The sequence below is a fragment of the Cellulomonas sp. URHD0024 genome, from assembly GCF_000426185.1.
GTDB lineage: Bacteria > Actinomycetota > Actinomycetes > Actinomycetales > Cellulomonadaceae > Cellulomonas.
The window spans coordinates 132,639-154,047 of sequence record NZ_AUEW01000012.1 but is presented as its reverse complement, the minus strand read 5'-3'; the positions used below and the strand labels follow the sequence as shown (position 1 = coordinate 154,047).

Annotated in this window: 23 protein-coding genes; 16 read left to right on the top strand and 7 right to left on the bottom strand. The window is 73.6% G+C overall.

Features of this window, described 5'->3' with window-relative positions; genetic code table 11:
- On the top strand, positions 1 to 419 hold a 419-nt coding region (locus I847_RS0114010), incomplete at its 5' end, for an RICIN domain-containing protein (protein WP_028050195.1).
- 111 nt (positions 420 to 530) lie between these two features.
- Here the strand turns inward: I847_RS0114010 and I847_RS23800 are convergent.
- Positions 531 to 1,946, bottom strand: coding sequence for an NAD-dependent malic enzyme (locus I847_RS23800; RefSeq protein WP_034610271.1), 1,416 nt, complete (start codon positions 1,944 to 1,946; stop codon positions 531 to 533).
- Positions 1,947 to 1,996: 50 nt separating this feature from the next.
- Between I847_RS23800 and I847_RS23795 the strand changes: the two genes are divergently transcribed.
- Entirely contained in the window at positions 1,997 to 2,824 is an 828-nt protein-coding gene (locus tag I847_RS23795; RefSeq protein ID WP_231384229.1) for a Fic family protein, read from the top strand.
- Between the two features lie 326 nt (positions 2,825 to 3,150).
- On the opposite strand, the gene I847_RS0113995 is transcribed toward I847_RS23795, so the two are convergent.
- Complete coding sequence (locus I847_RS0113995) at positions 3,151 to 3,972, bottom strand: HAD family phosphatase (RefSeq protein ID WP_028050194.1); 822 nt, start codon at positions 3,970 to 3,972, stop codon at positions 3,151 to 3,153.
- A 51-nt stretch (positions 3,973 to 4,023) separates the two neighbouring features.
- Positions 4,024 to 4,632 carry a GNAT family N-acetyltransferase gene (locus tag I847_RS0113990; protein ID WP_051274904.1) on the bottom strand — a complete coding sequence of 203 codons (609 nt, stop codon included), beginning with the start codon at positions 4,630 to 4,632 and terminating at the stop codon, positions 4,024 to 4,026.
- Between the two features lie 132 nt (positions 4,633 to 4,764).
- On the opposite strand from I847_RS0113990, the gene ssd reads away from it, so the two are divergent.
- From ssd to I847_RS23765, 7 genes are all read left to right on the top strand, one after another.
- A complete protein-coding gene (gene ssd / locus I847_RS23790; RefSeq protein ID WP_231384228.1) occupies positions 4,765 to 5,595 on the top strand; it encodes a septum site-determining protein Ssd in 831 nt (276 codons plus the stop codon).
- On the top strand, positions 5,592 to 6,758 hold the full coding sequence (locus I847_RS23785) for a TadA family conjugal transfer-associated ATPase (RefSeq protein WP_034610268.1): 1,167 nt from the start codon (positions 5,592 to 5,594) through the stop codon (positions 6,756 to 6,758). Before ssd ends, I847_RS23785 begins: the two co-directional genes overlap by 4 nt.
- On the top strand, positions 6,755 to 7,528 hold the full coding sequence (locus I847_RS27150) for a type II secretion protein F (RefSeq protein WP_196804566.1): 774 nt from the start codon (positions 6,755 to 6,757) through the stop codon (positions 7,526 to 7,528). Before I847_RS23785 ends, I847_RS27150 begins: the two co-directional genes overlap by 4 nt.
- Positions 7,525 to 8,064 carry a type II secretion system F family protein gene (locus I847_RS23775; protein WP_034610262.1) on the top strand — a complete coding sequence of 180 codons (540 nt, stop codon included), beginning with the start codon at positions 7,525 to 7,527 and terminating at the stop codon, positions 8,062 to 8,064. The genes I847_RS27150 and I847_RS23775 overlap by 4 nt, the downstream gene beginning before the upstream one ends.
- 233 nt (positions 8,065 to 8,297) lie before the next feature.
- On the top strand, positions 8,298 to 8,627 hold the full coding sequence (locus I847_RS27435) for a DUF4244 domain-containing protein (protein WP_051274911.1): 330 nt from the start codon (positions 8,298 to 8,300) through the stop codon (positions 8,625 to 8,627).
- Positions 8,624 to 8,959 (top strand): TadE family type IV pilus minor pilin, encoded by a 336-nt coding sequence (locus I847_RS0113960; RefSeq protein ID WP_028050192.1) that lies wholly within the window; start codon positions 8,624 to 8,626, stop codon positions 8,957 to 8,959. The genes I847_RS27435 and I847_RS0113960 overlap by 4 nt, the downstream gene beginning before the upstream one ends.
- A complete protein-coding gene (locus tag I847_RS23765) occupies positions 8,956 to 9,393 on the top strand; it encodes an Rv3654c family TadE-like protein (protein WP_196804565.1) in 438 nt (145 codons plus the stop codon). The genes I847_RS0113960 and I847_RS23765 overlap by 4 nt, the downstream gene beginning before the upstream one ends.
- A gap of 15 nt (positions 9,394 to 9,408) precedes the next feature.
- Here I847_RS23765 and I847_RS0113950 read toward each other — a convergent pair whose 3' ends face one another.
- A complete protein-coding gene (locus tag I847_RS0113950; RefSeq protein ID WP_081680941.1) occupies positions 9,409 to 11,976 on the bottom strand; it encodes a DEAD/DEAH box helicase in 2,568 nt (855 codons plus the stop codon).
- A gap of 116 nt (positions 11,977 to 12,092) precedes the next feature.
- On the opposite strand from I847_RS0113950, the gene I847_RS23760 reads away from it, so the two are divergent.
- From I847_RS23760 to I847_RS0113935, 3 genes are read left to right on the top strand one after another with little or no spacing between them, the layout of a single operon-like run.
- Positions 12,093 to 12,854 (top strand): LamB/YcsF family protein, encoded by a 762-nt coding sequence (locus I847_RS23760; RefSeq protein ID WP_034610259.1) that lies wholly within the window; start codon positions 12,093 to 12,095, stop codon positions 12,852 to 12,854.
- Positions 12,851 to 13,582, top strand: a complete 732-nt coding sequence (locus tag I847_RS0113940; RefSeq protein ID WP_051274902.1) for an allophanate hydrolase subunit 1 — start codon at positions 12,851 to 12,853, stop codon at positions 13,580 to 13,582. The genes I847_RS23760 and I847_RS0113940 overlap by 4 nt, the downstream gene beginning before the upstream one ends.
- Positions 13,579 to 14,424: a biotin-dependent carboxyltransferase family protein gene (locus I847_RS0113935; RefSeq protein ID WP_028050189.1), complete on the top strand. Its 846-nt coding sequence runs from the start codon at positions 13,579 to 13,581 to the stop codon at positions 14,422 to 14,424. Before I847_RS0113940 ends, I847_RS0113935 begins: the two co-directional genes overlap by 4 nt.
- 8 nt (positions 14,425 to 14,432) lie before the next feature.
- Here I847_RS0113935 and I847_RS0113930 read toward each other — a convergent pair whose 3' ends face one another.
- Genes I847_RS0113930 through I847_RS23755 form a run of 3 tightly spaced genes read right to left on the bottom strand, consistent with a single transcriptional unit; the run spans position 14,433 to position 17,300 of the window.
- Positions 14,433 to 15,347 carry an SDR family oxidoreductase gene (locus tag I847_RS0113930; protein ID WP_028050188.1) on the bottom strand — a complete coding sequence of 305 codons (915 nt, stop codon included), beginning with the start codon at positions 15,345 to 15,347 and terminating at the stop codon, positions 14,433 to 14,435.
- Positions 15,348 to 15,393: 46 nt separating this feature from the next.
- Positions 15,394 to 16,773, bottom strand: coding sequence for a hypothetical protein (locus tag I847_RS0113925; protein WP_028050187.1), 1,380 nt, complete (start codon positions 16,771 to 16,773; stop codon positions 15,394 to 15,396).
- Positions 16,770 to 17,300: a SigE family RNA polymerase sigma factor gene (locus I847_RS23755; protein WP_034610257.1), complete on the bottom strand. Its 531-nt coding sequence runs from the start codon at positions 17,298 to 17,300 to the stop codon at positions 16,770 to 16,772. The genes I847_RS0113925 and I847_RS23755 overlap by 4 nt, the downstream gene beginning before the upstream one ends.
- Before the next feature lie 133 nt (positions 17,301 to 17,433).
- On the opposite strand from I847_RS23755, the gene I847_RS0113915 reads away from it, so the two are divergent.
- The 4 genes from I847_RS0113915 (at position 17,434) to I847_RS0113900 (ending at position 21,353) form a co-directional block, all read left to right on the top strand.
- A complete protein-coding gene (locus tag I847_RS0113915) occupies positions 17,434 to 17,757 on the top strand; it encodes an STAS domain-containing protein (protein ID WP_304412689.1) in 324 nt (107 codons plus the stop codon).
- A 178-nt stretch (positions 17,758 to 17,935) separates the two neighbouring features.
- Positions 17,936 to 20,248, top strand: coding sequence for a sodium-translocating pyrophosphatase (locus I847_RS0113910; protein ID WP_028050185.1), 2,313 nt, complete (start codon positions 17,936 to 17,938; stop codon positions 20,246 to 20,248).
- A 56-nt stretch (positions 20,249 to 20,304) separates the two neighbouring features.
- On the top strand, positions 20,305 to 20,721 hold the full coding sequence (locus I847_RS23750) for a MarR family winged helix-turn-helix transcriptional regulator (RefSeq protein ID WP_196804564.1): 417 nt from the start codon (positions 20,305 to 20,307) through the stop codon (positions 20,719 to 20,721).
- Positions 20,718 to 21,353, top strand: coding sequence for an endonuclease/exonuclease/phosphatase family protein (locus I847_RS0113900; protein WP_034610256.1), 636 nt, complete (start codon positions 20,718 to 20,720; stop codon positions 21,351 to 21,353). Before I847_RS23750 ends, I847_RS0113900 begins: the two co-directional genes overlap by 4 nt.
- The last annotated feature ends 56 nt before the right edge of the window (positions 21,354 to 21,409 follow it).

Sequence of the window (21,409 nt, the reverse complement as noted above, 5' to 3'; positions counted from 1 at the left end):
CGACGTACCGGATCACTTCGGCGTCGAGCGGCAAGGCGCTGGACGTGCGGGACAACTCGACGGCCAACGGTGCCGCGATCCAGCAGTGGACCTACGGCGGTGGCAGCAACCAGAAGTGGGTGGTGACGGCCACCTCCGGCGGCTACTACAAGGTCGTGTCCACGCTCAGCGGCAAGGCGTTGGACGTGGCGGGGGTCTCGACCGCCAACGGTGCCGGGGTCCAGCAGTGGGACTACTCCGGTGGCGGCAACCAGCAGTGGCGCCTGAACGCGGTCGCCGGTGGGTGCACCCTGACGGCCAAGCACTCGGGCAAGGCCCTGGACGTGCGGGACAACTCCACCGCCGACGGTGCCGGGATCCAGCAGTGGGACCTGTCCGGTGGCGCCAACCAGCGGTGGACCCTCACCGCGGTGAGCTGACCGCCTGACCCGGTGGGCAGGGACGACCACACGGCCGCCCCTGCCCACCGAGGGCGTACTGCACCGTGTTCCCACACCCTCCGCTCGCGTCGCGCGTGCCTGCCGGTGGCTTCAGATCGCGTAGGTCATCGGCTCCGCCGGTGCCGCGTACTGGCCGGCGTGCGCCACGGCCGCGGCGACCCTCGTCGTGACCTCCGGGTTGAAGACGCTGGGGACGATGTAGGTCGGGTTGAGCTCCGCATCGGTGACCACCGAGGCCAGGGCGTAGGCCGCGGCGAGGAGCATCTGGTCGGTGATCCGGTGCGACTGCGAGTCGAGCAGGCCCCGGAAGACCCCCGGGAACGCCAGGACGTTGTTGATCTGGTTGGCGAAGTCCGACCGACCGGTCCCGACGACGGCCGCGTGCAGCGCCGCGTCGTCCGGGTCCACCTCCGGGCGGGGGTTCGCCAGCGCGAACACGATCGAGTCGGAGGCCATCGTCGCGACGTCGTCGCCGGTGATGACGTCGGGCGCCGAGACCCCGATGAAGACGTCGGCGTCCTTGAGGGCGTCGGGGATCGACCCGATGATGCCCCGGGGGTTGGTGACGGAGGCGGTCCACACGAGGGACGCCGCGAGGCCTGCTCGATCGTGCCGGATGACACCGTCGATGTCGGCGACGACGACGTCGCGCGCGCCTGCCGCCAGGAGCAGCTTCAGCACGGCGGTCCCGGCCGCTCCGGCGCCCGAGAGCACGATGCGCACGGTCTCGAGCTGCTTGCCGACGACCTTGAGCGCGTTGGTCAGCGCCGCCACGACGACGATCGCGGTGCCGTGCTGGTCGTCGTGGAACACGGGGATGTCGAGACGGTCCCGCAGGCGGGCCTCGATCTCGAAGCACCGCGGCGCCGAGAAGTCCTCGAGGTTGATCCCGGCGAACACGGGGGCGATCGCACAGATCGTCTCGACGATCTGGTCCACGTCTGTCGTGTCCAGCGCGATCGGGAACGCGTCGATCCCCGCGAACCGCTTGAACAGCACGGCCTTGCCCTCCATCACGGGCAGCGACGCGAGCGGACCGATGTTGCCGAGGCCGAGGACCGCCGTACCGTCGGTGACCACGGCGATCGTGTTGCGCTTGATGGTGAGGCGGCGGGCGTCCTCCGGGTGGGCCGCGATCGCCTCGCAGACGCGCGCGACGCCCGGGGTGTAGGCCATCGACAGGTCGTCGCGGTTGCGCAGCGGGACCTTGGACTCGATGGACAGCTTGCCGCCCAGGTGCATGAGGAAGGTGCGGTCGGAGACCCGGTCGACGACGACCCCGGTCAGCACGCGCAGCGCGTCGACGATCTCCGCCGCGTGCTGCTCGCCGCGGGTCGCGCAGGTGACGTCGACGGTCATCTGCTCGTGGCCGGAGGCGGTCACGTCGAGCGCGGTGACGATGCCACCGGCCTTCTCGATGGCGGTGGTGAGCTCGCTGACCGCCGTCGGACGGGCCCGCACCTCCAGTCGCGCCGTGATGGACGAGGAGACGCTGGGGGACACCATCTGGCCATTCTGTCGCCTTCGTCGGGCTACTCGCTCGTAAGGTGGCGCGCGTGACTCTCGACCCGCTGCTGCAGCTGCCCGGCGTCCGTGAGGCCGTGGAGCGTGCACGCGTCGCGTGCGAGGAGCTGCGCTGGCACGAGGCGTACCGGCGCCGGTGGCGTGAGGTGCGAGCCGAGGCGGGGCTGCGTTCCGTGCGCGCCTCGGCGGAGCTGGAGGGCGCGCGAGTGCCGCTGTCCGTGGTGCGGGCACTGGCCACCGGTGGTCTCTCCCACGGGCTTTCCGACGACGAGCCGGTGGTGGCCGGTGCCCTGCGCGCGGCCGTCGTCGTCGAGGAGCTGATGCCGGCGCTGGGCGCCCGCGGTGCCGCCGCGCTGCCGCCCTTCGGCCAGCTGCTGGCGCGCGTGCACGCCGCGGCGACCGGCGGCTGGCTCCCGGCGGAGCACGTGGGCCGGCTGCGGGTGGACCTGCCCCCCGCCGACCTGACCGGCCTCGGGCCTGCGCTCGTCGGCGATGCGCTGGCGGCGCGCGTCGACCTGCTGTCCTCGACCGTGGCCGCCTCGGAGGCGCCTGCGCTCGTCGTCGCCGCCGTCGTGCACGCCGAGCTGCTGACCTTGCGGCCGTTCCGCGCCGGCAACGGCGTCGTAGCGCGGTCGATGGCGCGGCTCCTGCAGACGACGCGTGGGCTGGACCCGACCGGTTCGCTGATCGAGTCGTGGTCGGTGAACCCGTACCTGGGCGCGGCCGCGGGGTTCGCCACCGGGACGCACCCGGGTGTGGCCGGCTGGATCGAGGCCTGCTCCGCGGCGGCGGTCGCCGGCGCCGCCCGGGCGCGAGCGGTGGCCGACGGCGTGCTCGCGGGGGCGCTGCCGCAGGACTGACCCGCGTCTCAGGCGGAGACCCGGTTCGTCCCACCCACCGGACCGCCGTCCCAGCATGCGACGACCGAACCGTCCTGGCCTGCGGCCCCGCAGGTGGGGGTTCCCATCCGAGTCGCAGCGGAGTAACAAGGGGGTCACAACTGCATGACCCGCGAGGGCACCCACGCGCAGGAGAGCCCACCTATGGGCAGGTCGACCGGGCTGGTCCCGTAGCGACCGACGCCGGTGCACGCATGTTCACCCTCCGGTCATCGTTGGCGACGGCGCCCCTCAGGGGGCGCTGTCGTTCGTCCGGGGTCGGTCGCGTTCGTCGGTCCTGGACGGGCTCAGCGCCGACGACGGCGTCTGACGACCAACCACGTGACGAGGACGGCGACTGCCACGAGCACGACCGCACCGGACGTGATCACGCGGGCAGGCGGACGTGGGAACGAGAACAGCGGCACGGGCCGGTTGAAGCTGAGCGTGTCCCAGTCCTTCTCGGCGACCAGCCTGCGCAGCGCCCGGTCGGGGTTCACCGCGAACGCGTGGCCCACCACGCCGAGCATCGGGGCGTCGGTGATGGAGTCGGAGTAGGCGTAGCTCTGTGACAGGTCGTAGCCCTGCTCGTCCGCGAGTGCCGTGATCGCGGAGGCCTTGTTGTCGCCGTACGCGTAGAAGTCGATGTCGCCCGTGTACCGGCCGTCGACGACGTGCATCCGGGTCGCGATCACGTGGTCCGCGCCGAGGGCGGCCGCGATCGGCTCGACCACCTCGGCCCCCGACGCCGACACCACCACGACGTCGCGCCCTGCCGCGTGGTGCTCGGCGATGAGCGCGACCGCCTCGAGGTAGACGGTCGGGTCGATGGACTCGTGCAACGTCTCGGCGACGATCGAGGAGACCAGTGCGACGTCCCAGCCCGTCACCATCCGACTCAGCTGGGCCCGTAGGCGCTCGGTCTGGCCCTCGTCGGCACCCCCGAGCAGGTACAACAGCTGGGCGTACGCGCCCCGCATCACGGCCCGGCGGGTGAGCAGGCCCTCCGCGAGGAACGACCGGGAGAACGCGGTGGCCGACGACGTCGCGATGATCGTCTTGTCGAGGTCGAAGAATGCCGCAGCCCGAGGCCCGGACGACTTCGTCTCAGGCGTCTCCTGCTCGTCCATGCTGCTCCGGTGTGCGGTGGTCGGCTGCGTGCTCCGCGAGCCTAACGGCAGTCACCGACAGATCCCGTGACGTGCACGCCACTCGTCGGCGAGCAGGGCGTACCCCACGCTGTCCAGCCAGCGCCCGGACCGGTGCAGCGACTCGCTGACCGCATGCACCTCACGGCGCATCCCCAGGCGTTCCATGAGCCGCACGGACGCGTCGTTGTCGAGGAAGGCGTTGGCGACGACGCGTCGCACGGCGAGGTCCTCGAAGGCGTGCCGGACGAGCTCGCGGACGGCCTCGGTGGCGTACCCGTGGCCGCAGTGGGCGGGATCGAGCACCCAGCCGAGCTCGGCCTGGGCGCCACGCGCCTCGTCGGCCACCTCGCGCTGGGCCCACGCGTCCTCGCGGCGGAGCATCAGGTCGCCGACGATCGTCGGCTGCGAGCCGTGCCGCAGCTCGACGACGAGAGTTCGAGCGAGCCGTGCCGGGTCCGTGAAGTACGCACGGAAGGCGGCCGGCTCGCTCGGGGTGCCGGTGAGCCATTCGTTGACCGAGTCGAGCCGTCGGTAGGCCCAGGTGGCTGCGGCGTCGTCGGCGTTCGCCGGGCGCAGGGTGAGTCGATCCGTGGCCAGCGGCCGGTCCAGCGCCGGCACCGGTTCTTCTGCTGAGCTCATGTCGAGAAGTGTGGCCCCGATGTCCCGCCTCCCGGGCAGGACCAGTGCAGATCGGCCGGTCGCCCCGGCCAGAGTGTTGGTGCCGTCGCCGGTGCGGACGATGGACAGCCCTGCGAGCCAGTGGTCGATGAGGTGACCACGACCCAGCGCTCGTCCTGCGGCGGTGAGCCGTCCACAGCCCGGAGCTCGTCGCGTTCTCTTCGTCTGGCCGTCGTCGGCCTCTCCCCGCGGGGGAGCCTGGGCAGGTGCCGGCGACCGACCGGCCGGGACGGGGTGGACGTGGCGGCCGTGGTGCTCGGAGTCGTGGCAGCACGCGGCGGCGCGGGGGCCTCGACCTTCGCCGCGACGGTCGCGCGGGGGCTGGCGGTGCGCACCTCGACGGCTCTGGTCGACCTGGACCGGGCGTCGGGTGGGATCGACGTGCTGCTCGGGCTCGAGGGGACCGACGGGGTCCGCTGGCCCGACCTGGTCGGCGCGCGCGGCGACGTGTCGGGCTCCGACGTCGTCGCGCTCCTGCCGCGGTGGGGGCGGTGCGCGGTGCTGAGCTCCGACCGGTTCCGGCCCGGTGTGCCCGAGCCTGCCGTCGTCGCCGACGTGCTGCACGGACTCTGCTCGGCGCTCGGTGCCGTCGTGCTCGACCTCGACCGGGCCGCCGTCGTGACCGGTGAGTCGCTCGTGGCCGTGTGCGACAGCGTGCTCGTCGTCGCGCCCCGGGACCTGCGCTCGGTGGCGGGTGTCCTGGCCATGCGGCCGTTCCTCGACGGACCGGACGTGGGGCTCGTCGTGCGCGGACCCGCGCCCGGGGGCCTGGGTGCATCGGAGCTCGCGGCGGCGGTCGACCTGCCGGTCCTCGCGACGCTGCGCCGGGACCGGCGGCTCGCGCCCGCACTCGAACGCGGCGGACCGCCGGCCCGGGGCCGGACCGCCCGGACGGCCGCTCGGCTCGTGCGTGGTGTGCTGTGAGCGTCGACCCGGCGTTCCTCGACCGGGTCCGCGCCCGGGTCGGGGTCGGTGACGCGCTGGAGGTGGCGGTCGAGGCGGCGGCCCGGTCGTCCGGCGTGGTGCTCGGGTCGAGCGCGTTGTCTGCGACGTCGCGGACGGTGCGGGGCGAGCTCTTCGGGGCCGGTCCGCTGCAGGCGCTGCTCGACGACCCCGACGTGACGGACGTGCTGGTCAACGGGCCGCGGGACGTGTGGGTCGAGCGGGCCGGCCGGTTGGTGCCCGCGGCCCTCGACCTGGGGTCGGAGTCGGACGTGCGGGCGCTCGCCGTCCGGCTCGCGGCGGCCGGTCAGCAGAGGCTCGACGACGCCTCGCCGACGGTCGATGCGCGGTTGCCCGACGGCACGCGCCTGCACGCGGTCCTGCCGCCCGTCGCCGGCACCGGCGTGCTGCTGAGCCTGCGCGTGGTGCGGTCGCGGGCACTGACGGTCGACGAGCTTGTCACCTCCGGCACGCTCGCGGTCACCCTCGTGCCCATGGTCCGCGCGCTGGTCGCCACCCGCGCGAACGTGCTGATCTCCGGCGCGACGGGTTCCGGCAAGACGACCCTGCTGGCGGCGCTGCTGTCGCTGGTGCCGCACGACGAGCGGATCGTCGTCATCGAAGAGGCCGGGGAGCTGCGACCGAACCATCCGCACGTCGTCCGGCTCCTCGCCCGGCGGCCCAACGTCGACGGCGCCGGCAGCGTCGGCCTGAGCGAGCTGGTCCGGACCGCGCTGCGGATGCGTCCCGACCGGATCGTCCTGGGCGAGTGCCGTGGTGCTGAGGTCCGGGACGTGCTCACGGCCTTGAACACCGGGCACGACGGTGGGTGCGCGACCGTGCACGCGAACGCTGCCGAGGACGTCCCGGCACGCCTCGAGGCGCTGGCGGCGCTGGCCGGGATGTCGCGCGACGCCGTCGCCGCGCAGGCGTCCAGCGCGATCGACGCGGTGCTGCACCTGCGGCGTTCCGGGCCGGATCGGGCCGTGCGGTACGTCGCCGAGGTCGGCGTGGTCCGGCGTTCCGGAGGCGGGACGCTCGAGGTGGTCGACGCCGTGCGCGCGGACGCTGGTGGCACGTGCGTCAGCGGACCGGGATGGCCCGCACTCGCCGAACGACTCGGGCTCGGCGGTTCCCACGGATGACGGAGCTCGTCGGGCTTGGCGTGCTCGCGGGGATCGCGGTCCTCGGCGTGCCCGTGCCTCGGCTCGTCGTGCTCCGACGTGCGCGTGGGGTCGGCCGACGGCGCGGGGCAACGGGCGGCGACGACGACCTCGAGCTGTCAGCCGTGGTCACGCTGGCCGCGGCGCAGCTGCGCGCCGGAGCAGCGCCGTCGGCTGCCTGGGCTCGGGCCCTGGGTTGGCCGGTGGGTCGGGTGCCCACGGTCGAGCAGCTCGTGGGTCGGGCCGCGCGACGCAGGCGGGGGCACGACGCGCTCGCCCAGCGGGCCGCAGCGGTCGTCGCGGCCGCACGGTTGTCGGACGACCTGGGTGCCCCCCTCGCGACGGTGCTGGACCGCGTGGCGATCGGGCTGGCCGCCGACGAGGAGTGCGAGGGCGAGCGGACCGCCGCCCTTGCCGGTCCGCGTGCGACCGCCCAGGTCCTGGCGTGGTTGCCGCTCCTGGGCCTGGTCCTCGGCGTGGCGCTCGGGGCGCACCCGGTGCAGGTCGTGCTCGCCGGAGGCGTCGGGACGGCCGCGGCCGTGGTCGGTGCCGTGCTCGTCGTCCTGGGGCGGTGGTGGACGCGGGCGCTGCTCGCACGGGCGGAGCGAGCCGACACCGTGCCCCGACGGCGACCGAGGAACGCCGACCGAGGTCGACGACTGCTCGACGACGGAGGGCGACGGCCTCGCGCCCCCGGCGGCCCGGGGCACCGGTTCGCGGGAGCCGACGAGGCCGAGCGGCGGGCGGCGTGAGCGGCCTCGTCGTCGTGCTCGCCGTGCTCGGCGCGACGAGCCCCTGGTGGAGCCGGGGCCCCGTGCCGCGTTCGCCGGCCCTACCGGCCGCTGTGGTCACGCCGACGGCCTCGGACCCCGTGCTGCTGCTCGACCTCGTGGAGGTTGCCCTCTCGACCGGTGCGTCGTTGCCGCGTGCGCTCGCCGCGGTCGGATCGGCGGCGAGGGGTGCCGCCGGCGAGCACCTCTCGCGGGCGTCCGCGTCGCTGCTGCTCGGGGCGTCATGGGCGTCGGCGTGGGCAGGCTCGGCCGCAGGTCTGAGCGACGTCGCAGAGGTCCTCGAGGCCAGCTGGACCACGGGCTCCGCGCCCGGGCCGGCGCTCCGCGCGCGTGCTGACGAGCTCCGGCGTCGGCGCCGAGCCAGGGCGCGCGCTGCGGCCGGCGCGTTGGGCGTGCGACTCGTCCTGCCGCTCGGCCTGTGCTTCCTGCCCGCGTTCGTGCTGCTGGGTCTCGTCCCGATGGTGCTCAGCCTCGCGGCCGGTCTGTTCGGCGGCTGACCCGGACCGTCGGGACCGTCGTCGGGCGGGTCGTCTGTGTCCGACTGCCTCGCCGGCCGACCCGCACCTGTCCGAGCGCCTACACGGCCGGCCCGCACCCGTACCTGGTCGTCGCCGAGACGCCCACAGCCCCGGCGCCGCATGCCGATCCGTGGAGGCCCGTAGCGGTGGACCGTGCGGACGCACGCTGGTCGGACGCCGGATCGACGGCGTCCCGACGAGAGGAGACGGACATGACCCGCGACGAGGATCCGACCAGCGCCACCGATCGCCGGACCGCACCGCCGTGGCAGGAGCCGATGCCGGCAGACCGGTCCGTGCACTTCCTCGAACCGCGGTTGGCCGCCCGCCGCCGGGCCGTGCTGCCGGGCGTGACGAGGTTGCTCCGGGACCGCGGACGGCACGTTCACGACGATCTGGCCGAGGCCGGGATGGCGACCGCCGAGTACGCGATCGCGACGCTCGCGGCGGTCGGGTTCGCGGGGCTGCTCGTCGTGATCCTCCGCGGCGACGAGGTGAAGGGGCTCCTCCTGGCCCTCATCCGGCAGGCGCTGGCCCAGTGAGCGCGCGGGACCGGGGGAGCGTCACGGCAGAGCTGGCGGTCGGGCTGCCGGCCGTGGTGCTCGTGCTGGTCGCGCTGCTCGCGGTCTCCTCGGCGGCGATCACACAGGCGCGGTGCTCCGACGGTGCCCGGGCCGGCGCACGATCGGCTGCGCTCGGCGAGGACGATGCGATGGTCGTCGCGACGGCGCGTCGGGTGGCCGGTGCCGACGCCGACGTGCGCGTGTCGCGGTCCGACGGGTGGGCGGGCGTCACGGTGACCCACACCGTGGGACCGTGGCGCGGCGTGCCGTTGCGTGCCTCGGCCACATCGGTCGCGCGGGACGAGCCGTGACCAGGTTGCGGGTCGGAGCGCGACAGTTCGGCGCACCTGGACGCCGTCCGGCGGGAAGCGCGAGGCGCTGGACGGGACCTCCGGTCGGCGACGACGGGTCCGGGACGGTGCTGCTGCTCGGGCTGGTGTGCGTCGTGGTCCTGATGACGGGCTTGCTCGGGCTGCTGGCGTCCGCGCACTCGGCGCGCGGGCGTGCTCAGGGGGCCGCCGACCTGGCGGCCCTGGCCGCGGCGTCCCGACTGCTGCCGGCGGGCGGCGGGGACCCGTGCGGGATCGCCGCACAGGCGGCGTCGCGCAACGGCGGGCGCCTGACGATCTGCGAGGACCAGGGCCGGGGTGTGGTGCGTATACGGGTCGTGGTGCCGACGCGCGTCGGGTTGGCCTCGGCCGAGGCGCGTGCCGGTCCGGCCTCGGCCCGGGAACGAGGCGGGTAGAGGACTGAGGGAGGGTCAGGTGGGGGCGTGGGCCAGGACCGCGTCGAGCAGGCGGATCGCGGCGGCCTTCTCCAGCGGGTTGTTCGCGTTGCCGCACTTGGGGGACTGGACGCAGGACGGACAGCCCGACCGGCACCGGCACGCCGCGATCGCGTCGCGGGTGGCGCGCAGCCAGGTGGCGCCGAGCCTGAACCCGCGCTCCGCGAAACCCGCTCCGCCGGGATAGCCGTCGTGCACGAAGACCGTGGCCACCCCCGTGTCGGCGTGCAGCGCCGTGGAGAGGCCGCCCAGGTCCCAGCGGTCACAGGTGGCGAGCAGGGGAAGCAGCCCGATCGAGGCGTGCTCCGCGGCGTGCAGAGCGCCCGGCGCGGTCTCGGCATCGACGCCCGCCGCCTCCAGGACCGACGGGGGAGCGGTCCACCAGACGGCGGTCGTGCGCAGGGTGCGGGCGGGCATGTCGAGGGTCTCGTTCCCGAGGATCTGGAGGTCGGGGATGCGTTTGCGCTGGTAGCCGGTGACCTGAGTGGTGACGTCGACGGCGCCGAACCCCCACGTGACGGGCCCCCAGGGGACCTGCGCGTCGACGGAGCGGATCTCGGTGCTCGTCGCGTGCCGGGACCAGGTGCCGTAGTCGACGTCCCGGCGGGTGACCAGCGCGACGCCGTCTTCCAGGCGCAGCTCGTCGACGACGAACGTCGCCCCCTGGTGCACGTAGACGGCGCCGGTGTGCACGGTGGAGTCGGAGGACGCCGCGTCGACGGTGCCGAGCAGGCGTCCGGTCACGGACTCGACGACGCGGACGGGCTCCCCGCCGGAGCCGCGCAGGTCGGTCAGGCGGCTGGCCACCTCGTTGCGGGTCCAGTACCAGCCGGACGGCCGCCGACGCAGTGCGCCCCGCTCGACCAGCTCGCCGAGCAGCTCGAACGTCCGCGGCCCGAACCGTTCGAGCTCCTCGAAGCGCAACGGCAGCTCGGCGGCCGCGGCGCACAGGTGCGGGGCGAGGACGTAGGGGTTGGTGGTGTCGAAGACGGTGGCCTCGACCGGGGTGTCGAAGATCGCCTCGGGGTGGTGCACGAGGAACGTGTCGAGCGGGTCCTCCCGCGCGACGAGGGCGACCAGTCCGTCCGCGCCGGCGCGTCCCGCGCGACCGGCCTGCTGCCAGAGCGACACGCGAGTCCCGGGCCAGCCCGCGATCAGCACCGCATCGAGCCCGGAGATGTCGACGCCGAGCTCGAGAGCGTTCGTCGTCGCGAGCGACAGCAGTGAGCCGGTCCGGATCGCGTGCTCCAGCGCACGCCGCTCCTCGGGCAGGTAGCCGCCGCGGTAGGCCGACACGGCCCGGCCGAGGGACGGGTCCACCTCCTCGAGGTGTGCGCGGGTGGACGCAGCGACGGACTCGGCCCCGCGGCGCGAACGCGTGAACGCCAGCGTGCGGGCGCCCGCGATGGTCAGGTCAGCCAGGAGGTCGGCGATCTCGGCGGTCGCGGTGCGACGCGGACGGTCGGCGGGCTCACTCACGACGCGCTCACCGGTGCCGACCGGTCCGGAGCCCTCCCGCGCGCCCGCGACGACCGCCAACGCGGCGATCGCGGACCCGAGCGGGACCGGCTCCGCAGCGACCGGCGGCGTGCTCAGGGCACCGGAGGAGGAGACCCGCTCCGTCCCAGCGGACGTCCCCCAGACGTCGTCCGGCGCGGGTGGTCCCAGGGCGTCCGGGGCGCGGGCGAGGTCGGGCAGCGGCAGGTCGCTCGCCCATGGGTCGTCGTCCGACGTCGGAAAGGAGATGCCGGGCAGCTCCGGCGGCTGCCAGAGGACGAACGTCTTTCGCCCGGCGGGGGAGGCGTCGTCGGTCACCGCGGTCACGTCGGACGGGTCCACGCCGACCAGCCGCGCCGCGCTGACCGCCGGGTCGGCCGTCGTCGCGGAGGCCAGCAGGAACGTCGGCGTCGCGCCGTAGGACTCGGCGAGCCGACGCAGCCGGCGCAGGACGAGCCCGACGTGCGCGCCGAAGACGCCGCGGAAGGCGTGGCACTCGTCGAGCACCACGAACTGCAGCGACCCGAGCAGCCGCGCCCACCGCCGGTGCTGCGGCAGGAGTGCGAAGTGCAGGAAGTCGGGGTTGGTGAGCACGACGTCGGCATACTCCTGCACCCAGCGACGCTCCTCCAGCGAGGTGTCGCCGTCGCACGTCGCGATGCGCGTGTCCTGGGTCCGGGACGCGACGAGCAACCGGTCCAGCGCGACGAGCTGGTCGGCGGCGAGCGCCTTGGTCGGGCACAGGTAGAGGGTCGTCGCGCGACGGGCGAGCGACTCGATGCGCCCGGGGTCGAGCGTCGAGCGGGCCGCCGCCGTGCGGACGCGGGACAGGGCCGGCAGCCAGAATGCGAGCGACTTGCCGGACCCGGTCGACGTGGCCAGGACGGTGTGCCGGCCGGACCAGGCCGCGTCCGCCGCCGCCACCTGATGGGTCCACGGGTGTTCCACCCCGAGGGCCCGGTAGCCCCGCACGAGGTCGTCGTCGGCCCACGACGGCCAGTCGGCCTGGGTGCCCGCGCGTGCCGGCAGGTGCCGGACGTGTGTCATCCGTTCGGCTCGTCGGCCCCCTGCCAGCAACACGTCGAGGAGCTCGCCGGTTCGCGCCACCGGGTCATCCTCGCACCGTCAGCCGCCGGCGACGCGCTGCTGGCAGGATCGGAGGCATGGCGGCCCACATCGACCTGAACTGCGACCTCGGCGAGGAGATCGACGTCTGGGAGCCGGGGGTCGCAGGTCTGGATGCGCTGCTGCTCGACGTCGTGACCAGCGCGAACGTCGCATGCGGGTTCCACGCCGGTGATCCGCGCGTGATGGCGACGGTCTGCCGGGCCGCCGCGGTGCGTGGCGTGTCCATCGGGGCTCACGTCTCCTACCTCGACCGCGAGCACTTCGGCCGTCGGGCCCTCGACGTCCCGCCGGACGTGCTCCGCGCCCAGGTGGCCTACCAGGTGGGGGCGCTGCAGGCCGTGGCGCGCGTGGTCGGCGCCACCGTGGCCTACGTGAAGCCGCACGGTGCGCTCTACAACACGGTCGTGCACGACGAGGGCCACGCTCGAGCGGTCGTGGAAGCCGTGGACCTGCCGGTGGTCGGCCTGCCCGGGTCGGCGGTGCTCGCGATCGCGGCGGCGCGCGGGCTGCGCACGGTCGCCGAGGCGTTCGCGGACCGCGGCTACCGAGCCGACGGGACGCTCGTCCCCCGCTCCGAGGACGGCGCACTGGTCACCGACCCGGCTCAGGTGGCGGCCCGCGTCGTCCGGATCGTCGACGAGGGCGTCGTCACGTCCGTCGACGGGACGGATGTGGAGCTGCGCGCGGAGTCGGTGTGCGTCCACTCGGACACTCCCGGAGCCCTGGCGCTCGCCCGGTCCGTCCGCCAGGCCCTGGAGGAGTCGGGGATCATCGTGCAGCCGTTCACGATGCCATGAGCGCAGAGCCCGGCGACGGGACGGTCGGTCAGCCGCGCGTGCTGTGGTTCGGCGACGACGCGGTGCTCGTCGAGCTCGCGGACCTGGCCGCCGTCCGGGCGCTCGACGACGCGATCCGAGCCGCGAGAGATCGGGCGGCCCGACCACCGGCGGCGCAGGAGGGGACGCCGGCCCCGAGGGCCGCGGCCGCCAGCGCGCCGACGGTCGTCGCGACGATCGTCGACCAGGTGCCTGCCGCCCGCACCCTGCTGCTGCGGGTCGCCCGGGGTGCTGATCCCGGCGCGCTCGAACCCGTGGTCGCCCATGCCTGGGCGCAGCGACGGACGGCAGCCGAGGCGGTGCCGGACGAGCCGGTCACGCTCGAGGTGGTCTATGACGGCGAGGACCTCGCGGGCGTCGCCGAGCTGACCGGTCTGTCCGTGGCGGAGGTCGTCGCCCGGCACACCGCGGCGCAGTACACGGTCGCGTTCGGCGGCTTCATGCCCGGCTTCGCGTACCTGACCGGGCTCGACCCTGCGCTGAGGCTTCCGCGGCTCGCCTCGCCGCGGCAGAAGGTCCCGGCGGGGTCGGTGGCGATCGCCGACGAGTTCAGCGCCGTCTACCCGGCGGCGACCCCGGGCGGCTGGCGACTGCTCGGGCGGTGCGCGGTCCCCCTGTTCGACGTGGACCGGGACCCGCCGGCGCTGCTGCGCCCCGGCACGCGGGTCCGGTTCGTGAGCACGTCGTGATCGAGGTGATCGACCCGGGCGTGCTCACGCTCGTCCAGGACCTGGGGCGGCCCGGGTGGGCGCACGTCGGCGTCGGCCGGTCGGGCGCCGCCGACGCCGGGGCGCTGCGGCTGGCCAACCGGCTCGTCGCCAACGACGAGCACGCCGCAGGCCTGGAAGTGCTGCTCGGTGGGCTGCGCGTCCGGACGCTCGGACCGGTGACCGTCGCGATCACGGGGGCGCCCGGTCCGGTGTGGATCGACGGGAGGCCGGTCGCGCACGACGCGGTGCTGGAGCTGGCGGCCGGTTCGCAGGTGCGCCTCGGGACGTCGACCGTCGGGCTGCGGTCGTACGTGGCCGTCCGCGGCGGGATAGCGGTCCCGGCGGTCCTGGGTTCGAGGTCCACCGACCAGTTCGCAGGCATCGGCCCTGCGCCCCTGGCCGCCGGCGACGTGCTCCCCGTCGGGCCGGCACCGCGGGACTGGCCGATCGTCGACCTCGCCCCGCAGCGCCCGTGGCCTACCGAGATCGTCCTGCCCGTCCAGCCCGGTCCGCAGGTGACCTGGTTCGACGACGGACTTGCCGCCCTGTGCGGTCACGAGTTCACCGTCACCCCCGCGACCAACCGCGTCGCGTTGCGGCTGTCCGGCCCGGCGGTCCGGCGCCGCCAGGCCCGCGAGCTGCCCTCGGCCGGTCTGGTGCCGGGTGCGGTGCAGATCCCGCCCGACGGCCAGCCGGTCGTGTTCGGCGTCGACCATCCGGTCACGGGTGGCTACCCCGTCCTCGCGGTGGTCCGGGGTCGGGCTCTGGACGTGATCGGGCAGCTGCGGCCCGGCAAGGGCCTCCGTTTCGTCGTCGGCTGACACACGCGTCAGCGATACCCGGTCGCGTCCGGCGGTCGACCGGCGCCCTGGACCTCGTCGAGGTAGCGCCAGCAGTCGGGCCGCGATCCGTCGACGTCGGTGAACCCGTACTCCTGGGCGAGCCCGCCCGACGAGAAGGAGCCACCGTTGCGGCGGCGCACGTCCGGATCGGCGGCAAGACCGGCGACCGCCCGCCCGACGAACAGCGGGCTCTCGGAGATCGCGGCGAAGTGCCGGTCGGTGGCATCCCGCCACGTCTCCTCCGTGACGCCCATGTGCTCGAGCATCATCTCGGAGCGCAGCCAGCCGGGCGTCAGCGCGACGGCGGTGCCGCCCACCGGTGCCAGCTCGCGGGCCAACGTGAAAGCGAGTCGTAGGGGCACGGCCTTGGCCAGGTCGTAGAACGTCGACACCCGGTAGTTCGCGTCGTTGTGCTCGCGGGTCCCGTCGGTCATCTCGACGACGAGCCCGCCCGGGGTCCGGGTCAGCAGCCGCAGCGCGAAGTGGCTGGTGATCAGGTGCGTGCGCGTGACGTTGTCGAGCATCTGCAGGCCACCCGCGAGGTCGTGCTCCCAGACCGGCACGTCCCACTCGATGAGGTTCTCGCCGCCCCACACGTCGTTGACCAGCACGTCGAGCCGACCGTGGTCGTCGGCGATCCGGTCGGCCAGCGCCGCCACCTCGTCGGGAACAGAGTGGTCCACGCGCACGGGGATGCCTGTGCCGCCGGCGGCGGTGACCGCTGAGGCGGTCTCCTCGATCGTCTCGGACCGGTCGTACCCGGACCGCGCTGCGCCGCTGCTGCGACCCGTGCAGTAGACGGTGGCGCCCGCCTCCCCGAGAGCGACCGCGATCCCGCGACCGGCCCCACGCGTCGCACCGGCGACGAGCGCGACCTTCCCCACCAACGACGTCTGTGCCACGACGCGAACCTACCGACGTCCTCCGACACCGAGCGCCGGCCCCGCCTCAGGAGATCGTGACCTGGACCGGGAGGTCCGTGACCGACACCGAGGTCGAGTGGTGCACGCCGTCGACGAACAGGTCGACAGCGACGTCGACGACCGGGACGACCGTGTAGGTGCCGCGAGCCAGCGGAGCGGGGTCGTTGCCCGCCGTGCCGCACCTTGTGAGCACGGCTGAGTCGCTGAGGTCCAGCGTGCTCCTCGTCCCGAGGTCGGCCCGCGTCCTGGCAGAGGCCGCGTCCGAACGGGTGCTCCCGACGATCGTGCCGCCGTCCGCGACGAGGAAGTACGGCGGGTGCTGCAGGTCGGTGCCCGCACGAGCGGCGCCTCTGTTGGTGAGGCCGGCCGCGTAGGGGAGCGGCTCTCCGGCCAGGACCGACAGGGTCGATGGCTCGACGTCGAGCGAGAGCCCCGCAACCGTCCCGGGATCGCTCGGGCCCGGCAGCGCGTCGCCGCACGTGAGCGGTTCGGGCATCAGCCTGTCACCGAAGATGCCCGTGCCGACGGGGATCGAGCCGGGCCTGGCCGACATGGCCTGGGCGTCGCCGAAAATCGTGAACGGGATGGCGGGTCCGACGGCCGTGACCGGCTGGGCGTCGCCGTGGGCGACCAGGTCCTCGACGGTGCCGTCCTCGACGATCGACGGGTCGACCCCTATCGGGGTCAGCTGCACCAGCGAGTGCAGCTCGTACGCGCCGCCAGGGAGCGGCCGCCCCGTGCTGACGGCGCTGTTCCCGGCGTCGCACACCTCGAGAGAGATCCGGCCGAGGTAGACCGGCAGGGGCCCTTGGACCCCTTCGAAGGAGACGAGATCGGTCCGGGTCCCGTCGTACAGGTCCCCGCCGGCGACGACGACGCCGTCCTTGGTCACCGCGAACGTCGGCCCGGCGCCCGGAGCGGCTCCGACGACGTGGACACCGTTCTGGAGCGGCGTCTCGACCCGCGCGGTGACGGTCAGCCCGCCACCGGCGTCGACCGTGCTCGGTGAGGTCACCTCGATCGAGTAGTCCGGGTCGACCGGAGCTTCCGGGGCCGTGGCGGCGAGGGAGCCGCAGGCGCCGAACGGCAGTGCGGGGTTCCCGGTGGGCAGCACGACGGCGGCCGTCGACGTCGTCGGGCTCGGGGTCGGGGTCCGGAGAGTGGGGCTGACGGCCGGCGGGTTGGCCTGCTGCTCGTCGGGCAGCACGGCGTACGCGGCACCGCCGACGAGCACGACGGCGGCCGCGGCGCCGACAAGGCTCACGAGCGTGCGGCGGTGCCGGTTGCGCCGGGCACGGGCCGTGATCGTCGGGAGCGGAAGTCCTGCGCCACGGGTCGTCTCGACGTGGCTGCTCTCGACGCGGTCGGCGAGCTCGTGGAGCGCGTTCTGCAGATCGCGGTTCATGACCGGCCTCCCGTCGCGATGGTGCTCAGATCCTCGGTGGTCAGCCCTGGCTGGGGTCCGAGCTCCGGTTCGAGCTTGCGGCGGGCGTCGGACAGGTAGCGCTTGACGGCGCCGTCGGAGATGCCGAGTCGGTGGCCGATCTCAGGCAGCGTGAGGTCGTCGTAGAAGCGCAGGACGACGCAGGCGCGTTCGCGGGGGGTCAGGACGGTGAGCGCGCGTGCGACGTCGGCGCGGTCGCCGGCCTGGGCGTGCGCGTCAGCGGACGGGTCCTGTGCCAGCAGGTGGGTGACGGACGCCAGCCGCTTCCTGGACCGGTAGGCGTCGAGGTAGGTGTTGAGGATGACGCGGCGCACATAGGCCTCGACCCACTGGACGTCGCGGGGTCGTCGTCGCGAGTACGCGTTGACGAGCCCCTCCTGGACGAGGTCCTCGGCAGCGTGGCCGTCGCCGGTCAGCAGGTACGCGTAGGCGACGAGCGCGGAACCGCGCGTCGCTACCAGCGCCCCCAGCTCAGACTCCCAGCTCACCGGTTCTCCTCGTGTGCTCCATACCCACGCAGACGTCTGTCACATCGGAACGGTTGGGGTCTGACGTGACCGAACGCGTACGGGGCGAGTCTGTTTGAATGCGTACGGGAGGGAGGGACCTGTGGATATTCGCGTGTCGAGCAGGGACGAGGGCTCCCGAACGGTCGTCGAGGTGGCGGGGGAGATCGACGTGTCGTCGGCCGACGCCCTGCGGGACGAGATCTCCAACGTCCTCGAGCGGGAACGGTTCGACCTCGTCATCGACCTGCGCGCCGTGCAGTTCATGGACTCGACCGGGCTCGGGGTGCTCGTCGGGACGCTGAAGAAGGTGCGCTCGCAGGGCGGCACGCTCCAGCTGGTCATCGACTCGGAGCGGCTGCTCAAGGTCCTGCGCCTGACAGCGCTGCTGCAGGTGTTCACCGTGCACGACACCCTCGAGGCCGCACTGGGTGCGTGACGAGCGCCGGCGGCGGCGGACCGGGGGTAGCGGCGGCGGTTCCCTCGCGGTCACATTTCGGACGCGTCGTCGTGCGATCCACGTCACATCTCATGGCTAGACTCACCCGGTCACACGGCAACGGGGCTGGATGACAGGGTGCGGTCCGGGGGGGCCGCATCGATGTCGAGGAGGATGCATGGTCGAGCTCGGGTCCACGAGCATCACGATCGTCGGCGTCATCGCGGCGATCGCCGTCGTGTCGCTGATCGTCGCTGTCGTACTTCGTCGCCAGGTCCTCGCCGCGGGTGAGGGCACCGAGAAGATGCAGGACATCGCCAAGGCAGTGCAGGAGGGCGCGTCGGCCTACCTGAGCCGGCAGTTCCGCACCCTGGCGGTCTTCGCGGTCGTCGTCTGCGCCCTGCTCTTCCTGCTGCCGGGCGACAGCGGCGTCAAGGTCGGGCGTTCGGTCTTCTTCCTGATCGGTGCGGTGTTCTCCGCCACGATCGGCTACCTCGGCATGTGGCTCGCGACGCGGGCGAACCTGCGCGTCGCCGCGGCCGCCTCCCAGGCCGGCGGACGCGCCGAGGGTGCGCGGATCGCGTTCCGGACCGGTGGGTTCGTCGGCATGAGCGTGGTCGGTCTCGGCCTGCTCGGCGCGTCGTCGGTCGTCCTGATCTACAAGGAGCAGGCGCCCGCCGTGCTCGAGGGCTTCGGCTTCGGCGCTGCCCTGCTCGCCATGTTCATGCGCGTCGGCGGTGGCATCTTCACCAAGGCGGCGGACGTGGGCGCCGACCTCGTCGGCAAGGTCGAGCAGGGCATCCCCGAGGACGACCCGCGCAACGCCGCGACCATCGCGGACAACGTCGGCGACAACGTCGGTGACTGCGCCGGCATGGCAGCCGACCTCTTCGAGTCCTACGCGGTGACCCTCGTCGCCGCCCTCATCCTCGGCAAGGTCGCGTTCGGTGAGCAGGGCCTGGTGTTCCCGCTCATCGTGACCGCGATGGGCGCGATCGTCGCGGTGCTCGGCGTCCTGATCACGCGGGTCCGCGGGTCCGAGTCCGGCCTCACCGCGATCAACCGGGGCTTCTACATCTCCGCGCTGATCGGCGTCCTGCTGTCGGCCGCCGCCGCGTTCGTCTACCTCCCGGACACCTTCGACGGCTTCGACGGCGGCACCCTGGCCGGTCACTCCGGCGACCCGCGGCTCGTCGCCTCGGTCGCGGTCGCCATCGGGGTGGTCCTGGCGGGCGTCATCCTCTGGGTCACGGGCTACTTCACGGGCACGACGAGCAAGCCGACGCTGCACGTCGCGCGCACCACGCTCACCGGTGCCGCCACCGTCGTCCTGTCGGGCATCGGCGTCGGTTTCGAGTCCGCCGTCTACACGGCGGGCATCATCGCCGCGGCGATCTGCGGGGTCTTCCTGCTCGCCGGCGGCTCCGTGACGCTGGCGCTGTTCCTCATCGCCGTGGCCGGCTGCGGCCTGCTCACCACCGTCGGGGTCATCGTCGCGATGGACACGTTCGGCCCGGTCAGCGACAACGCCCAGGGCATCGCCGAGATGTCGGGCGACGTGACGGCGGAGGGTGCGCAGATCCTCACCGACCTCGACGCCGTCGGCAACACCACGAAGGCGGTGACCAAGGGGATCGCGATCGCGACCGCCGTGCTCGCCGCTACCGCGCTGTTCGGCTCCTACCAGGAGGCCGTCCTGACCGCGATCGGCAAGGCGCTGCCCGACTGGAAGCCGGGGACGACCGTTCCCGGCAGCGACCTCCTGCACGCGATGGTGAACTACCAGATCATCAGCCCGGTCACGCTCGTCGGCGTGATCCTGGGTGGCGCGACGGTGTTCCTGTTCTCCGGCCTGGCCATCGACGCGGTCACCCGCGCGGCCGGTGCCATCGTGTTCGAGGTGCGTCGCCAGTTCCGCGACAACCCCGGGATCATGACCTACGAGGTCCGCCCGGAGTACGGCCGAGTGGTCGACATCTGCACGCGTGACTCGCTGCGCGAGCTCGCCACCCCGGGCCTGCTGGCCGCGTTCGCGCCGATCGCTGTCGGCTTCGGACTCGGCGTCGGGCCGCTGGCCGGGTTCCTGGGCGGCGCGATCGCGACCGGCGTCCTCATGGCGGTCTTCCTGGCCAACTCGGGCGGTGCCTGGGACAACGCGAAGAAGATCGTCGAGGACGGGAACTTCGGCGGCAAGGGGTCCGACGCCCACGCGGCGGCGGTCATCGGCGACACCGTCGGCGACCCGTTCAAGGACACCGCCGGCCCGGCCATCAACCCGCTGATCAAGGTCATGAACCTCGTGGCTCTGCTCATCGCCCCGGCCGTCGTGGCCGTGTCGGTGGGCGCCGACGCCAACACCGCGCTCCGGCTCGGCATCGCGGCGGTGGCCGCGGCGATCGCGTTCGGTGCCGTCATCGCCTCCCGCCTGCGGGCGGCGCGCGACGACAAGGGCGACCTGACGCGTGAGGCGGAGAAGCTGCTCGCCCGTTGACGCACTCGTCGACGCCCCCGGTCGCGGCGACCGGGGGCGTCGCTATCGTGTCCTCCGTGCAGCGCATCGACCTGGTTCGCGAGGCGGCGGTCGCGTTCGCGGCGTGCTCGCGCGCGGTGGGCAACGACGTCGACGAGCTGGTGCGGCCGAGCCGGTTGACCCCTCCGCTCGCCGAGCTCCTGTGGAACCTCGACCCGAGGTGCGACCCTCCCGCGATGAAGGACCTCGCGGTAGCCCTGCGCTGCGACAGGTCGAACGTCACCACCCTGGTCGAGCGTCTGGTCGCTCTCGGGCTGGTGACACGGTCGGAAGACACGTTCAACCGGCGGTCGAAGGTCGTGACGCTCACCGCGGCGGGACGGGTCACCCGTGCGGCGACGATGGGCGGTCTGGCGGAGCAGTCGGCGTTCGCTGCCCTGACCGACAGCGAGCTGGTCGAGCTCGCGCGACTGCTGGCGCTGCTGGGCTCATGAGAGTGATGACGTACAACCTCAAGGGGTTGCACATGTCTGCGCGGGCGGCCGCGACCGTGGTGCGCTCCGCCGAGCCGGACGTGCTCGCGGTCCAGGAGCCACCCCGGGGCCTCTTCGGTCGCGCGCGGATGCGGAGGTTCGGCCGAGCCGTGGGCATGGAGCCGGTGGTGAGCGGCCACGGCGCCCGGACGACCGCGCTGCTCGTGCGGGACCTGCCGGTGCAGAGCGCGCACGCGATCCGCCTGTCCTGGCGACCGGGTCGCACGCGCCGCGGCGTCGCCGTGGCGCAGGTCGACGGGATCACGTTCGTCGTCGTGCACTTCTCCTTGGTCAGCGCGGAGCGGGCGGCGCACCTCGACCGGCTGCTGGCGTCGGTGGTCCCGACCGCCCGGACCGTCGTGCTCGGCGACCTGAACGAGCAGCCGGCCGGCTCGGTGTGGACGCGGCTCACGGCGCACCTGGGTGCACCGGCAGCCCCGACCGGTCCCACGTTCCCGTCGAGCGGTGCCCGGCAGCGGATCGACGCGGTGTTCGCGACGCCGGATCTCGTCGTCGGCCCCGCGACCGTGCTCGACGGCCCTGCGGTCGACGCCGGCAGCGACCACCGACCGATCGTCGTCGACCTGCGCTGACAGACTGGCGTCGTGGAACACGACCCCTTGCTGATCGACCGGCTTCGCGACGACCT

Coding starts and splice junctions, on each gene's coding strand:
- I847_RS0113940 (WP_051274902.1), top strand. CDS start 12,851: ATGAGCGCAGAGCCCGGCGACGGGACGGTCGGTCAGCCGCGCGTGCTG.
- I847_RS0113900 (WP_034610256.1), top strand. CDS start 20,718: ATGAGAGTGATGACGTACAACCTCAAGGGGTTGCACATGTCTGCGCGG.
- I847_RS23800 (WP_034610271.1), bottom strand. CDS start 1,946: ATGGTGTCCCCCAGCGTCTCCTCGTCCATCACGGCGCGACTGGAGGTG.
- I847_RS0113925 (WP_028050187.1), bottom strand. CDS start 16,773: ATGAACCGCGATCTGCAGAACGCGCTCCACGAGCTCGCCGACCGCGTC.
- I847_RS0113950 (WP_081680941.1), bottom strand. CDS start 11,976: ATGACACACGTCCGGCACCTGCCGGCACGCGCGGGCACCCAGGCCGAC.
- I847_RS0113910 (WP_028050185.1), top strand. CDS start 17,936: ATGGTCGAGCTCGGGTCCACGAGCATCACGATCGTCGGCGTCATCGCG.
- I847_RS27150 (WP_196804566.1), top strand. CDS start 6,755: ATGACGGAGCTCGTCGGGCTTGGCGTGCTCGCGGGGATCGCGGTCCTC.
- I847_RS0113990 (WP_051274904.1), bottom strand. CDS start 4,632: ATGAGCTCAGCAGAAGAACCGGTGCCGGCGCTGGACCGGCCGCTGGCC.
- I847_RS27435 (WP_051274911.1), top strand. CDS start 8,298: ATGACCCGCGACGAGGATCCGACCAGCGCCACCGATCGCCGGACCGCA.
- I847_RS23760 (WP_034610259.1), top strand. CDS start 12,093: ATGGCGGCCCACATCGACCTGAACTGCGACCTCGGCGAGGAGATCGAC.
- I847_RS0113995 (WP_028050194.1), bottom strand. CDS start 3,972: ATGGACGAGCAGGAGACGCCTGAGACGAAGTCGTCCGGGCCTCGGGCT.